Raw genomic sequence first — 12,213 nt, forward strand, 5'->3', positions numbered from 1 at the left:
GCCTCCAGCCCGGCCAGGCGGTGCGCGTCGACACCGGCGCGCCGCTGCCGACGCTCGCCGACGCCGTCGTCCCGCTCGCCTACACCGATGGGCACCAGGCCAAGGTCACCGTGCACCGCTCGGTGCCCTCCGCCGGGTACGTCCGGCGGGCGGGTGAAGACGTCCAGATCGGCGACGTCGCGGTGCGCAACGGCGACACCATCGGCTCGGCGCAGGTCGGCCTGCTCGCCGCGGTCGGCCGGGCGAAGGTGCTGGTCTACCCGCGGCCGCGCGTCTCGATCGTGTCGGTCGGCGACGAGCTGGTCGACATCGACCGGACACCGTCGGTCGGGCAGGTCTACGACGTCAACTCCTACGCGCTGGCCGCGGCCGCGCGGGACGCGGGCGCCGAGGTCAGCCGGGTCGGCATCGTGTCGAGCGAGCCGAAGCGGCTGCGGGAGATCGTCGAGGGACGGCTCCTGATGTCGGAGATCGTGGTGGTCGCGGGCGGTGCCGGGGGCACCACCGGCGACGAGGTCCACGCCGCGCTGTCCGACCTCGGCCGGATCGACCTGACCCGCGTCGCGATGCACCCCGGCTCGGTCCAGGGGTTCGGCAGGCTCGGGCCCGATTCGGTGCCGACGTTCCTGCTGCCGGGCAACCCGATGAGCGCGCTGGTGGTGTTCGAGGTGCTCGTGCGGCCGCTGATCCGGGCGGCGCGCGGGACCCGCAACCCGCACCGGCGGATCGTCGGCGCGCGGCTGCTGTCGCCGATCACGTCGACCGAAGGCCGGCGCGGGTTCCTGCGTGGCCAGCTGCTGCGCGACGAGGCCAACGGCGAGTACCTGGTCCAGCCGCTCGGCCAGTCCGGGGCGCACCTGCTCGCGTCGCTGGCCGAAGCGAACTGCCTGATCAACGTTCCGGAGGAGTTGACCGAAGTCGCCGCGGGCGAGCAGGTCCAGGTCACCTTCCTGGCGCAACGGGCCTGATGAACTCCGTGTCCGGCGTGTCCTACCCGGTCGAGAGCAGGCACCCGGGCTGGCCGGCACGGCTCGGCCCGCTGCGGGTGCCCGCCGGTGTGGTCGCGATCCGGCCGGTCCGGCTGCGCGACGCGGCCGAGTGGAGCCGGATCCGGCTCCGGGACCGGGCGCACCTCGAGATGTGGGAGCCGACGGGCGTCGGTCCGTGGCCGGAACGCAACGCCTTCTGGTCATGGCCGTCGCAGTGGGCGGCGCTGCGTTCGCTCGCGCGGCGTGGTCAGTGCCTGCCGTTCACGATCACCCTCGACGGGCGGCTCGCCGGTCAGATCACTGTGGGTAACGTCATCCGGGCGTCGCTGCGGTCCGCCTGGATCGGCTACTGGGTGTCGTCCGAAGTGGTCCGCGGCGGGGTCGCGACGGCCGCCGTCGCCCTCGTCACCGACCACGCCTTCGGCCCGGCCGGCCTGCACCGGCTGGAGGCCACCGTGCGCCCGGAAAACACCGCCAGCCTGCGGGTTCTCACCAAGGCGGGCTACCGGCAGGAGGGGCTGTTCGAGCGCTACCTCGACGTCGCCGGCGCTTGGCGGGACCACTACTGCTTCGCCGTCACGCGCGAGGAGACCGGGCCTGGCCTGGTGTCCCGGCTGGTTGCCGCGGGCCGCGCCGACCACGCCTGACCGTGATTACCCACCTGGGTCAGTAGCCGCGTTACCACATGCTGTGAGATTCACCTAATCCGGTGAGGCATTTCCGTGATCGAACCCGGCGAGCCTCCGCCCGATCTGTTACTCCTGTGACTAGCGTGATTTCAGGTGAAGGATCGGGGGAGGTGACGGGAGATGCCCAGCTCCGTGATCATCGTCGCGCTCGCCGCGGCATGGCTCGTCGTTCTCGTGCCCATGGTCGCGCGAAAGCGGCAGCAGGTCGCGAGGACGGCCGACTCCGCGTTGGCGGCCAGGGTCGTGCGCAGTGGTGGTGGACGCAACGAAGACCGGGAGGAATTCGCCATGTCCGACAGTTCCGAGAAGTCCCGGCCGTCCGTCGAGGACGACCTCGCGGAACTCGAAGCGGACCTCGAACTCGAGGACGACTTCGACGACCCGGAACCCGACCCCGAGCCGCTCCCGCAGCCGAAGCGCGGCTCGCGGGCGGAACGCGACCGGCCCGGCTACCGCCCGGGCCGAGGCGGCTTCGACCCCGAAGCGGCCGAGATCGCGGCCCGCGCGAAGTACGGCTTCCGGCAGCGGGTCGTCGTCATCCTGCTCGTGATCGCGGTCGTGACGGCCGCGGTGGCCGGCTTCCTCGTGCCGCTGGTCTGGTGGGGCCACGCCATCGTCGACGTCGCGCTCGTCGGGTACCTCGTGTACCTGCGCCGCCAAGTGCGCATCGAGGAGGAGATCCGGCAGCGCCGGCTCGCGCGGTTCAACAGCACGCGCGCGCCTCGTCGTGCTCCTTCGGCTTCGGCTCCGGCTCCGGTGGAGGAATCGGCTCCGGTCGAAGAGGAGGAGGACCACGCCGAGGCCGTCGAGGTCGTCGAGCCGGTTCGTCGCGAGGTCGTCGAGCGGCGCCCGTCCCCGACTTCGCGGATCCGGCGCAGTGCGGTGGTCGTGGATCTCGACGACGAGGACCCGGCGTTCGAGGAGCTGGACGTGCCCGGGACCGGGCCTTATCGGCGTGCGGTGGGAGAGTGACCCCCCTGCGGAAGGTGCTCGTAGGGCACTGCTAAGCTCTACGAGCACAACCAAGGGGCTGTAGCGCAGTTGGTAGCGCGTCTCGTTCGCATCGAGAAGGTCAGGGGTTCGATTCCCCTCAGCTCCACTCAAAGGTAACACTCTGGCCTGGCATTCGACAGAATGTCAGGCCAGAGTGCTATTTCGATGGTTCTGACGCCGGCATTCCCTCGGCGTTGCGATCAGGCCGGCTGAGGGGCCTCTTCGAGCTTGGGAGCTTTGCTGGTCTCGCGGAGGATCAGCGACCCCGTGACCGCGATCAGCGTCGAGGTCAGGCCGTGGATGCCGAACGCGGTGGCTGCGGGGCCACCGTGGGCCAGGACGTTGACCATGTCGCCGAACGGGGCGACTGCCGTCATCAGCAGGACCCAGCCCAGGGCGCGGCGGTGGCCCGTCACCAGCAGGACGCCGGCGGCCAGGCCCATGGCGATTTCGCGGCTGCCCTTCACGAGCGGGAAGCCGCTGTCGTCACCAGGCCAGTTCGGCAGGCCGGGGAAGGCTGTCCCGAGGGGCAGGACGAAGGACAACCCGAGGTAGAGCGTGAACAGGACGACGACGGCAGCCAGGACGGTGTTGATCTTCTTCGGTGACATTGCTCTTTCTCCATGCGAGTTGGGGTGATCCAGAGGGCGGCCGACGGTCATGCGTCGATCTGCCGGAAGATGTGCGGGTAGGACACGACGTCGTCGGAGAACTCGGCCGCCATGCGCTGGAACTCCGGGTTGCCCAGCGCCTTGGCGAGTGCCTCGGTCGACTCCCAGATCGCGACGTTCATCAGGAGCCGGCTGCCTGCCGTTCCCTTGTGCATCTGCAGGGAGACGAATCCCGGCTGGGCCTTCATGAATTCGGCTTGTCTCCGGAAGAGGGCCAGAAACGACTCGGTCCGCTCCTCCGGGACGAAGAAGGTGTTGGCCAAGACGATGGGCCCGGTCTTCTCCTTGAACTGCGCGAACATCGGCGTATTCGGGTCCAGGCTCTGCAGCGTGGCCATCTTCGGTGATTCCTCTCGTGCCCAGGTTTGCCAACGGTTGTTGGTCAACGCTTGTTGGCAACCGTAGGTCGGCGGCGCTGGGATGTCAACAGGTGTTGGCCTACACTTGTTGACATGACGGGAACCACGGAGAACCAGCAGACCGCGCGGCGTTCCGACGCCACCCGCGCCACGATCCTCGCCGCGGCCCGCGAGAGGTTCGCGGCGGACGGCTACGAGAAGGCGACCATCCGGGCCATCGCGCGCGACGCGAAGATCGACCCCTCGATGGTGATGCGCTACTACGGCTCCAAGGCGGACCTGTTCACGGCGGCCGTCTCGATCGACCCCGGGCTGCCCGGCCTGCCCCTCGAACCGCGCGAGGCGATCGGCCGCACGCTGGTGAGCCGGTTCCTGACCCTGTGGGAGGAGAACGAGGAGTTCACCGCGCTGATGCGGGTCGGCGCCACCTACCCGGCCGCCGCCGATCGCATGCAGAGCGTGCTGCGTGATCAGTTGATCCCGCTGGCCCGCCTGGTGGGCCCCGAGCCGGAGCAGGCGCCGGCACGGGCGGCGCTGTGCGCCTCGACCGTGCTGGGACTCGCGCTGACGCGCTACGTGCTGCGGTTCCCGGCGAGCATGGCGCTCAGCCGCGAGGAGATCGTGGACTGGCTCGGACCCACGCTCCAGCGGTACCTCACCGCACCTACGCCCTGAACGAGGACTTCAGCCAGTCCGACACCACTCCGCTTCAGCTCGGGTCGCGGTACTGGTGCAGCAGCTTCGCGAAGTTGCTGAGCTTCTTGATCGCGTCTTCGGAGACCGGGTCCGGGTGGAAGTGCATCACCTTGTTGCGGATCAGGCGGATCTTCTCCAAGCGGGACGTGAAGGTCTGGCGGTCCAACGGCCAGCCCAGCTTCTGCCAGATCTCCTTGTTCTCCAGGATTCGCTGGTAGTCGCCGAACGCCAGGTCGTCGAAGGACTTGATCGGTCTGCTGCAGTGCGGCTGGACGGCCGCGAGGTCCAGGCAGCGGCTCAGGATCCAGCGCAACGTCTGGTCCAGCTCGCCCAGCAGGAAGTACGGCGTGGCCATTTCGCCGTAGCGGTGGGCGACGTCCGCGGTCGTGACGATGCCCTTGACCTCCTTGCTCTCGTTCAGCACCAACACGAACTCGTGCTGCTGCAACGCCGGGAGGACTTCGAAGAGGTCGCGGTCGTAGGCGACCGTCTCCGCGGCGACGATCGCGTCGGCGACGGTTGCCGACGGGTTCTGGTGCAGGGCTTGGGCTATCGAGCGCCAGGTGATCGCGCCGCGGGGGTTGCGGGGGCCGCTGAGGACCGCCAGCTGGGAGTAGTCGTTGAGGAGCATCTTCGTGATCGCTTCGGCCAGCTCGCTGTTGGGGCCGACGGACGCCACGCCGTCCAGCGGCGTCAGGTTTCCCACCGTCAGGCGGACGTTGAGGTCGTCGCCGCCCTCTTCTTCCTCGGTGATCGGGATGTCCTCGACCTCGTCGGGCGGGGTGGTCAGCGACACCACCGTGTCGAGCGTGACCGCGCGGAAGCTGGGGGACGTCACCAGCCCGTGGTTGGCCAGGTCCGCTTCGATGCGGCTGACCTGGTCGCCGCGGTCCCTCGCGCCCCAGAGGGCCAGGAGGTCGCGGACGGAGATGCGCTCGGGGTCGTCCTGGTCGGCGCGAGCGCGTGCCTGGCGGAGGCGTTCGTGGACGCGCTGGCGGGCCGTGTCCTCGGAGCGGCGGTGGGCCGCGGAAATCGCGCGGTCGAGGAACTCCTGGCGGACCGAGTCCAGGAGGCGGTCTTCGTCGACCAGCACCCACGCGCGCCAGCCGTCGACCGCGCGCATGCCGGCCGCCACCATGGCCGCTCGCGAGGGGGACCGGAACTCCTCGCCGGCGGGCTCCAGGCGGATGCGGCCCTGGTCCGTCACCGTCGCCTCGAACGTGGCGCCGATGCGCTTGCGGCTGAACCGGAGCTTCGCGCCCGCCTGGACCAGGCCCGCCTCCAGCAGGTCCGAGACCATCACGCGGCGGCCGCCGATCAAGTGCATCGACCGGCCGTCGGCCGTCACCACTTCCGCAGGCCGGCGAACTTGCGCCGGGCGCCGATGGCCTGCTTGAGGACTCTCTTCTCGAGCTCCTTCGGCTGCAGGCGCTCCACGCGCGTGAGCTGCAGCTCGGTCGCGACGGCCAGCAGACCCTCGCGGTCGAGGTGCTGCGCTTGGAGGTACGCGGCGCCTTCCTCCTCGGTCTCCGTTTCCCGCAGGTGCGACGCGATGGCAGCCGCGTCGGAGTCCGGGTTCGCGGCGACGGCGGGTGGTGCCTCGGGTTCGCTCACGGCGGGGCCGCCCAGGAGTTCTACGAGCCGGTCGCGCGTGAGTTTGCTGTACCCGCGCAACCGGCGTTTCTTGGCCAGCGCCCTGAGTTCCGTCACGGTCAAGCTGGTCAGTGGCGTCGGCGGCGTCGGCGTCGGCGGTGGTTCGGAGGACTGTTGCGCGCCGGCGATGGCCAAGTGCGCGTCACCGTTGGCGATCGCCTCCAGCGTGGCCTCGTCCTGCTGGGCCAGGAACTCGAACACCTTCGCCTGCAACGCGGCCAGCTGCCTCAGGTCGTTCACCGGCGGCCGCCGGTCAGGGAGAGCGCGCCGAGAACCTCGTCGGCGAGGTGGTCGAATTCGCGGACGACTTCGTCCCTTCCGGCCACGCGCAGCATCGCCGGTACGCCGTTCTCACCGGCGTCGCCGAAGTGGCGGGGGCTGTTGCGGATCTTGCTGTTGAGCACCGGAACCCGGGAGTTCAGGCGCACTTCCTCGATGTAGGCGTGCTGGGCCAGCGTCACCTGCTGCGAGTAGATCTGCACCATGGTGAAGACCACGCCGAGGATGCCGGGGTCGATCGGGCGGTGGCCCTGGGTGCCGCCGCGGTGGTTGACGAAGTCGTTGAACTGCGTGACCAGCTCGGCGCAGTTGCCCACGAGGTAGTCCAGGCCCAGCGTGGACAGGTAATCCGCCTTGGCGGGCACGAGAACCTGTTCGCTGGCGACGATCGCGGTCTTGGTGACGATGCCGAAGTTGGGGGCGCAGTCGATGAGGACCAGGTCGTAGCCGGCGAAGTGGTCGTCGCGCAGCGCACGCCGCAGGCAGTCGTGCAGGTCGAGGAACTTCCGCTTCGACGTCTCGATCGTGGTCGCCCCGCCCAGCCGCGCCGCGAGTTCCAGGTCGATGTCGATGAGACCGAGGTGCGACGAGATCAGGTCGAGCCGCCCGCCGGTGCCGTCGAGGACCTTGTTGACCCGCTCGGGGGTGACGACGAGGCCGGAAAGTGGCGTGTCCCGGCCCGGCACTTCGTCTTCGTACCACTGCTTGATCGTGCGGTTGTTGTCCTTGAGCTGGTGGTGCCAGTCGTCGATCGAGAAGAACGAGAACGTGAGGTTGGTCTGCGGGTCGAGGTCGAGGAGGAGGACGCGCAAACCCCGGCTGGCGGCCACCGCGCCGAGGTTCGCGGTCAGGGTCGTCTTTCCCACTCCGCCCTTGTAGTTCATGACTGCCACTACCCGCATGCGCACTCCCCGGTGGTGTAGTCCTGAGCGCTGTTTGTAGTACAGCGCGGCCGGACCGACGACCCGCGGGAGCGAACTGTCCCGGAACTGTCCAGGATCTGGCTGCTATCCCAGGTTCTTCAGCCAGTCCGACACCACTCCGAAGTACGTCGGGGCGTTGGGGGCGTAGTTGATCGCGTGGCCGTAGCCGTTGAGGATGTACGTCTGCAGGGGGCCGGCGAAGAAGGGGGCTTCCGATGCGCGCAGGGCTTCCGGGGATGAGCAGTCGCTGCCGAGGGTTCCGCAGAAGTGGGGGTCGTTGCCCAGCACCAGCAGGACCGGGACGGTGATCTGCTGGGACGCCGGGGTGACCACCGTCGTCAACGTCAGGCTGTCCACCGCTTCCGTCGTCGCGAAGACGTCCTTTGTGGACTCGTCGTACGCGATCGCCGCGTCGTCGAGGGGGCCCGGGGTGTGGAACGCCGTGTAACGGGTGCCGGGGCTCGTGGTCAGGTAGCCCGCGTCGCGGCCGGGGACGGCCGGGTCCAGCGGGGCCGGGATCATGTTGGCCAGGACCGGGATCACCGTGATCAGGTTCATCCGGTGGGTCATCCCCGTCACCAGCACGCCGTCGACGTCGTGGTAGCGGCCGGCTTCGATCATCGCCATGGCCGCGCCGATCGAGTGGCCGCCGATGATCACCTCGGGGAAGCGGGACCGCACGGACTGGATCACCTGGTGGGCCGCCGTTGCCTGGACCGAGGCGTTCAGCAGGGTGCTCAACGGCTTCGAACTCGCGCCCGTTCCCAGCCGATCCAGCGCCAGGGTCGCGATGCCCGCGTTGTTCATCGCCAGGCGGAACGAACGGGTCTCCGGGGTGTAGCCGATGTCCCAATAGGACGCGTTGTACGTCCCGCCGGGGATGAGGATCACCACCGTGCGCGCTTCCGGCGGGGCGCACAGGCGGCCGTGCATCGTCTGGGGGAGCAGGGCCACCGTCACCGGGACGTTGAGGTCCTCGCACGTCGCCGTGGCCGCGCGGGCGGGGGTCGGGAGCAGGGTCAGCAGCAGGAAAACCGCAGCACAAACACGTAGGCGGAGCACGGGGAGTACGACCTCTCAGTCAGCGACGGGGGACAGCGGTCATCGGCAGGCTGTCCGGGTAGGCGGCCGAGGTGAACTTGACGCGTACCGGGTGGCCCGGGAGCGGGACCAGCCGCCAGCGCGCGGCCACCGTGGCCACCGTGATGACGATTTCGTTCTGGGCGAAGCGGTTTCCGATGCACTGCCGGTTGCCCGCGCCGAACGGGATGAACGCGCCCTTCGGCTGTTCGGCGGCGCGGTCCGGGGCCCAGCGGCCGGGATCGAAGCGGGTGGGGTCGGGGAACGACGCGGGGTCGTGGTGCAGCGCGTGGGGGCTGACGATCACCTCGGCGCCTTCCGGGAGCCGGACGCCGCCGAGGTCGACTTCCTCGAGGGTGCGGCGCATCAGCATCCACAGCGGGTACCGGCGCAGCACCTCGTCGACCACCTGGCGGACGTACGTCAGCTGCCCGAGGTTCTCGGCCGTGACCGGATCACCGCCCAGCACCTCGTCGACCTCCGCGTGCACCCGCGCCTCGACTTCGGGGTGTCTGCCGAGCTCGTGGAACGTCCAGGACAGCGCCAGCGCGGTCGTTTCGATACCCGCGGTGAGCAGCGTGAGCACCTCGTCGCGCGCCTGCTCGTCGGTCATGCCGGCCAGCAGCAACGTCGACAGGAGGTCGCCGTGGTCGGTGCCGTCGGCCCGCCACTCGCGGATCACCGCCAGCACGATCTCCCGCATCCGCGTGATCGCCTCGTCGAACCGCCGGTTCCCGGGCACCGGCAGCTTTTCGACGAACTTCGGCGACAACGCGCGAATCATTCCCTGCTGGATGATCAGGTAAATGGATCTCCGCGCTTCGGCGATCGCCTCTTTTCCCAGTTCCGTGGAGAACAGCGCCTCGCCGACGATCGTCACCGCGAGGCGCTGCATGTCCTCGTCGACCGGCCGCACCTCGCCGGCCCGCCAGGAATCGCCCAGTTCGGCCGCCGCGCGCCGCATGATCTCGGCGTAGGCGATCAAGCGGTCGCGGTGGAACGCCGGTTGCATGAGCCGCCGCTGGCTCCGGTGGAAGTCGCCGTTCGAAAGCACCAAGCCGTTTCCGACGAACGGCCGGAACTTGTCGAACATGGCGCCCTTGCGGAACTTCGGGCCCGCCGTGACCAGCACTTCGTGTGCCAGCCGCGGGCTCGTGACGAAGTAGGTGGGCGCCGGGCCGAGGTAGAGTTTCACGATCTCGCCGTGCTCGTGCAATGAACTGGTGAATGCGAAGCGTTGCCTCAGCAGTGCCGGAGTGTGCCCGAGAAAAGGCCACCGGCCCGGTGCGACCGGGGCGGTCATGCGGACTCCTCGTTACGCCATTGTGTGGATTTCCCAAGGAGACGGCCTACGGTAGGCGCGTCCGGCCGAACGGTACAGTGCCCGATCGGGTGGCGTGGGCTCACGCATATGGCGCAGTGGCCGAATCCGGAGGAATCGCTAAGCTCTTTCCGGTCCCGACAGACTGAGAAGGTGTTCTTCGTGACACGATCACCGGAATGGGTACCACCGGGTGTCGATATCTCCGTACCGAGCATGGCGCGCACGTACGACTTCATGCTGGGCGGCGGGCACCACTTCGCCGTCGATCGCGCGGTGGGTGAGCAGATCGAACGCGCGATGCCCGGCCTGCGCGACGCGGCGCGCGTGAACCGTGCGTTCCTCGGGCGCGCCGTGCGGTTCATGACGGCGCAGGGGATCCGGCAGTTCCTCGACATCGGCTCGGGAATCCCGACGGTGGCGAACGTCCACGAGGTCGCCCAGGCGCAGGACCCGGACTGCCGCGTGGTGTACGTCGACCGCGACCCGGTGGCGGTCGCGCACAGCGAGCTGATGCTCGCCGGCAACGACCGTGCAGCGATCGTGCAGGCCGACATGCGAGACCCCGAGAAGATTTTCGATGCGCCGCAGGTGCGCGCTTTGCTCGATTTCGAAAAGCCCGTCGGGTTGTTGATGCTCTTGATGTTGCATTGGGTACCGGACGAATCCGGCCCGCTCGAACTCGTCGGGCGCTACGGCGCGGCGCTCGCGCCCGGCAGTTTCCTCGCGATCACCCACGTCACCGGAGATCACCAAGGCGAAAACCTCGAAGAGGCGACCGAGGCGATCAAGGAAAGCCGGAGCCCCGACCAAGTGAACCTGCGGACGCACGCCCAGGTGACCGAGCTCTTCACCGGTTTCGAAATCGTCGAACCGGGATTGGTCGGCTGCGGGGAATGGCGCCCGGCCGGCCCGGCGGACATCTCCGCCGCCGCCGAGATGAACATGCTGGTGTACGCCGGAATCGGCCGGAAGAACTGATCGGACGCGCCCGATGCCGATGCCCGACCCCCAAGTGAACCGGCCCGCGGTCCCCGACCCGGAACGCGCGCGGAACCTGCTCGCTCGCAAGTGGGCGTACCTCCTCAGCGGTGTCACCGTCGTTTCGCTCAGCCGCGAGGAACTCGACGTCGAACTGCGCGGCGTGCTCGGCACGTTGTGCGAGTCGCTGCGCGGCACCTCCGCCGACACCTCGCCCGCCGAGCGGATCGGCGGGCGGCTGGTCGGGCTCGGTTACGTCGGCGAGCCCGGGCTGCGGTGCACGCTCGACGTCCTCGCGAAGGGCCTGCCCGCGCTGCCCGAACTGCAAGCGGTGGACCGCTTGGCCGAGCGCGTCGCGCTGACGCTCGGCGCGCTTTCGTGCGGGTTCCTGCTCGCGCACGAGCGCAGCGTCCTCGACCAGCAGGAGATCATGCACCTCTCGCTGCTCAAGGCGGTGCGCGACGCCCAGTGGCACCTCAAGGAAAGCGAGGCGCGCTTCGAAGAGGTGGTGACGTCGTCGGCGAGCGGCATCGCGCTGGTCGCGCTCGACGGCCGGATCGTGCGGGCCAACGCGGCGCTGGCCGAGATGCTCGGGCACCAGCCCGGTGAGCTGACCGGCTCCGCGCTGTACGACGTCGTGCACCCCGAGACCGTCGGTGTCCTGCGCGAGGCGATGGCGGCGCTGCTCGACGGCGGCAAGGAGCGGGTCCGGCAGTCGCAACGGCTGCTGCGCAAGGACGGCGACGTCGCGCGCATCTCGCTCACTGCGTCCCTGCTGCGCGACGCCGAGGACCGGCCCGGGCACTTCGTCGTCGTGGTCGAGGACGGCACGGAACTCATGCTGCTGCAAGGGGAACTGAGCCGGCAGGCCCTCCACGACGTCCTCACCGGGCTGCCGAACCGGCAGTACTTCGGCACCCACCTGGAGACGGCGCTGCGGCGCGCGGACCCGGTGTACGGCGTGACGCTGTTCCACGTCGACCTCGACGCCTTCGGGATGGTCTGCAACAGCCTCGGCCGCCGGGTCGGCGAGCAGCTGCTGATCCACTTCGCGCAGCGGCTGAAGGCGGTGATGGCCAGGGAAAAGGCGATGATCGCGCGGTTCCACAGCGACGAGTTCGGCATCCTGGTCGAGAACACGGCGACGACGCCGGACATCGGCACGATCGTGCGCGCCATCAACGACGAGCTGGCCGAGCCGTTCTTCGTCGACGGGCACGGGCTCGCGCTGTCGGCCAGCGCGGGCGTCGTGCACCGGCCGTCGAAGGGCATCGACCCGGTGGAGCTGCTGCGCGCGGCGGACCAGACCCTGCGGCGGGCCAAGGAAAGACGGCGCGGCCAGTGGAAGATGTTCGACCGCGAGGCCGACGCCGAAGACCGGCGGACGCAGGCGCTGGCCGTCGGCATGGCCGGGGCGTGGGAGCACGGCGAGATCAGCGTCCGGTACCGGCCGATGGCGCGGCTGGCCGACGGCGGGGTGGCCGGCGTCGAAGCCCGCCTGCACTGGGCCCGGCCGGACGAACCGGCGCCGGCCCACGAGCAGTGCGCCGAACTCGCCGAGTCGACCGGGCTGGTGCTG

13 protein-coding genes and 1 tRNA gene are annotated in these 12,213 nt (G+C 69.4%); 7 read left to right on the top strand and 7 right to left on the bottom strand.

Annotation, left to right across the window (positions count from 1 at the left end):
• From glp to G3I65_RS26870, 4 genes are all read left to right on the top strand, one after another.
• A partial coding sequence (glp, locus tag G3I65_RS26855) for a gephyrin-like molybdotransferase Glp (protein ID WP_160698579.1) occupies positions 1-968 on the top strand: 968 nt, incomplete at its 5' end.
• Complete coding sequence (locus tag G3I65_RS26860) at positions 968-1,636, top strand: GNAT family N-acetyltransferase (protein ID WP_160698580.1); 669 nt, start codon at positions 968-970, stop codon at positions 1,634-1,636. The genes glp and G3I65_RS26860, both read left to right, overlap by 1 nt.
• 162 nt (positions 1,637-1,798) lie before the next feature.
• Positions 1,799-2,650, top strand: a complete 852-nt coding sequence (glpR, locus tag G3I65_RS26865; protein ID WP_160698581.1) for a gephyrin-like molybdotransferase receptor GlpR — start codon at positions 1,799-1,801, stop codon at positions 2,648-2,650.
• 54 nt (positions 2,651-2,704) lie between these two features.
• A tRNA-Ala gene (locus G3I65_RS26870) sits at positions 2,705-2,777 on the top strand.
• A gap of 94 nt (positions 2,778-2,871) precedes the next feature.
• On the opposite strand, the gene G3I65_RS26875 is transcribed toward G3I65_RS26870, so the two are convergent.
• Both G3I65_RS26875 and G3I65_RS26880 read right to left on the bottom strand, forming a co-directional pair.
• Positions 2,872-3,282: a DUF4267 domain-containing protein gene (locus G3I65_RS26875; RefSeq protein ID WP_160698582.1), complete on the bottom strand. Its 411-nt coding sequence runs from the start codon at positions 3,280-3,282 to the stop codon at positions 2,872-2,874.
• A gap of 47 nt (positions 3,283-3,329) precedes the next feature.
• Positions 3,330-3,680, bottom strand: coding sequence for an antibiotic biosynthesis monooxygenase (locus G3I65_RS26880; protein ID WP_160698583.1), 351 nt, complete (start codon positions 3,678-3,680; stop codon positions 3,330-3,332).
• Between the two features lie 114 nt (positions 3,681-3,794).
• On the opposite strand from G3I65_RS26880, the gene G3I65_RS26885 reads away from it, so the two are divergent.
• Positions 3,795-4,376, top strand: a complete 582-nt coding sequence (locus G3I65_RS26885; protein ID WP_160698584.1) for a TetR family transcriptional regulator — start codon at positions 3,795-3,797, stop codon at positions 4,374-4,376.
• Between the two features lie 34 nt (positions 4,377-4,410).
• On the opposite strand, the gene G3I65_RS26890 is transcribed toward G3I65_RS26885, so the two are convergent.
• From G3I65_RS26890 to G3I65_RS26910, 5 genes are all read right to left on the bottom strand, one after another.
• Entirely contained in the window at positions 4,411-5,748 is a 1,338-nt protein-coding gene (locus tag G3I65_RS26890; protein WP_309235726.1) for a hypothetical protein, read from the bottom strand.
• Positions 5,742-6,290, bottom strand: coding sequence for a hypothetical protein (locus G3I65_RS26895; protein ID WP_160698585.1), 549 nt, complete (start codon positions 6,288-6,290; stop codon positions 5,742-5,744). The genes G3I65_RS26890 and G3I65_RS26895 overlap by 7 nt, the downstream gene beginning before the upstream one ends.
• A complete protein-coding gene (locus G3I65_RS26900; protein ID WP_160698586.1) occupies positions 6,287-7,231 on the bottom strand; it encodes a ParA family protein in 945 nt (314 codons plus the stop codon). The genes G3I65_RS26895 and G3I65_RS26900 overlap by 4 nt, the downstream gene beginning before the upstream one ends.
• 105 nt (positions 7,232-7,336) lie before the next feature.
• Positions 7,337-8,206 carry an alpha/beta hydrolase gene (locus G3I65_RS26905; protein WP_375336720.1) on the bottom strand — a complete coding sequence of 290 codons (870 nt, stop codon included), beginning with the start codon at positions 8,204-8,206 and terminating at the stop codon, positions 7,337-7,339.
• 127 nt (positions 8,207-8,333) lie between these two features.
• Positions 8,334-9,635: a cytochrome P450 gene (locus G3I65_RS26910; protein WP_160698587.1), complete on the bottom strand. Its 1,302-nt coding sequence runs from the start codon at positions 9,633-9,635 to the stop codon at positions 8,334-8,336.
• A 180-nt stretch (positions 9,636-9,815) separates the two neighbouring features.
• Between G3I65_RS26910 and G3I65_RS26915 the strand changes: the two genes are divergently transcribed.
• On the top strand, positions 9,816-10,634 hold the full coding sequence (locus tag G3I65_RS26915) for an SAM-dependent methyltransferase (protein ID WP_375336721.1): 819 nt from the start codon (positions 9,816-9,818) through the stop codon (positions 10,632-10,634).
• A gap of 19 nt (positions 10,635-10,653) precedes the next feature.
• Positions 10,654-12,213 (top strand): GGDEF domain-containing protein (locus tag G3I65_RS26920; protein WP_239071469.1); only part of this gene is annotated, 1,560 nt, incomplete at its 3' end.

The sequence above is a fragment of the Amycolatopsis sp. SID8362 genome, assembly GCF_010550475.1.
Classification (GTDB): domain Bacteria; phylum Actinomycetota; class Actinomycetes; order Mycobacteriales; family Pseudonocardiaceae; genus Amycolatopsis; species Amycolatopsis eburnea.

Bases quoted from the DNA above. Each gene is read 5' to 3' on its own strand.
- G3I65_RS26860 (WP_160698580.1), top strand. From the start codon at position 968: ATGAACTCCGTGTCCGGCGTGTCCTACCCGGTCGAGAGCAGGCACCCG.
- glpR (WP_160698581.1), top strand. From the start codon at position 1,799: ATGCCCAGCTCCGTGATCATCGTCGCGCTCGCCGCGGCATGGCTCGTC.
- G3I65_RS26875 (WP_160698582.1), bottom strand. From the start codon at position 3,282: ATGTCACCGAAGAAGATCAACACCGTCCTGGCTGCCGTCGTCGTCCTG.
- G3I65_RS26880 (WP_160698583.1), bottom strand. From the start codon at position 3,680: ATGGCCACGCTGCAGAGCCTGGACCCGAATACGCCGATGTTCGCGCAG.
- G3I65_RS26885 (WP_160698584.1), top strand. From the start codon at position 3,795: ATGACGGGAACCACGGAGAACCAGCAGACCGCGCGGCGTTCCGACGCC.
- G3I65_RS26900 (WP_160698586.1), bottom strand. From the start codon at position 7,231: ATGCGGGTAGTGGCAGTCATGAACTACAAGGGCGGAGTGGGAAAGACG.
- G3I65_RS26910 (WP_160698587.1), bottom strand. From the start codon at position 9,635: ATGACCGCCCCGGTCGCACCGGGCCGGTGGCCTTTTCTCGGGCACACT.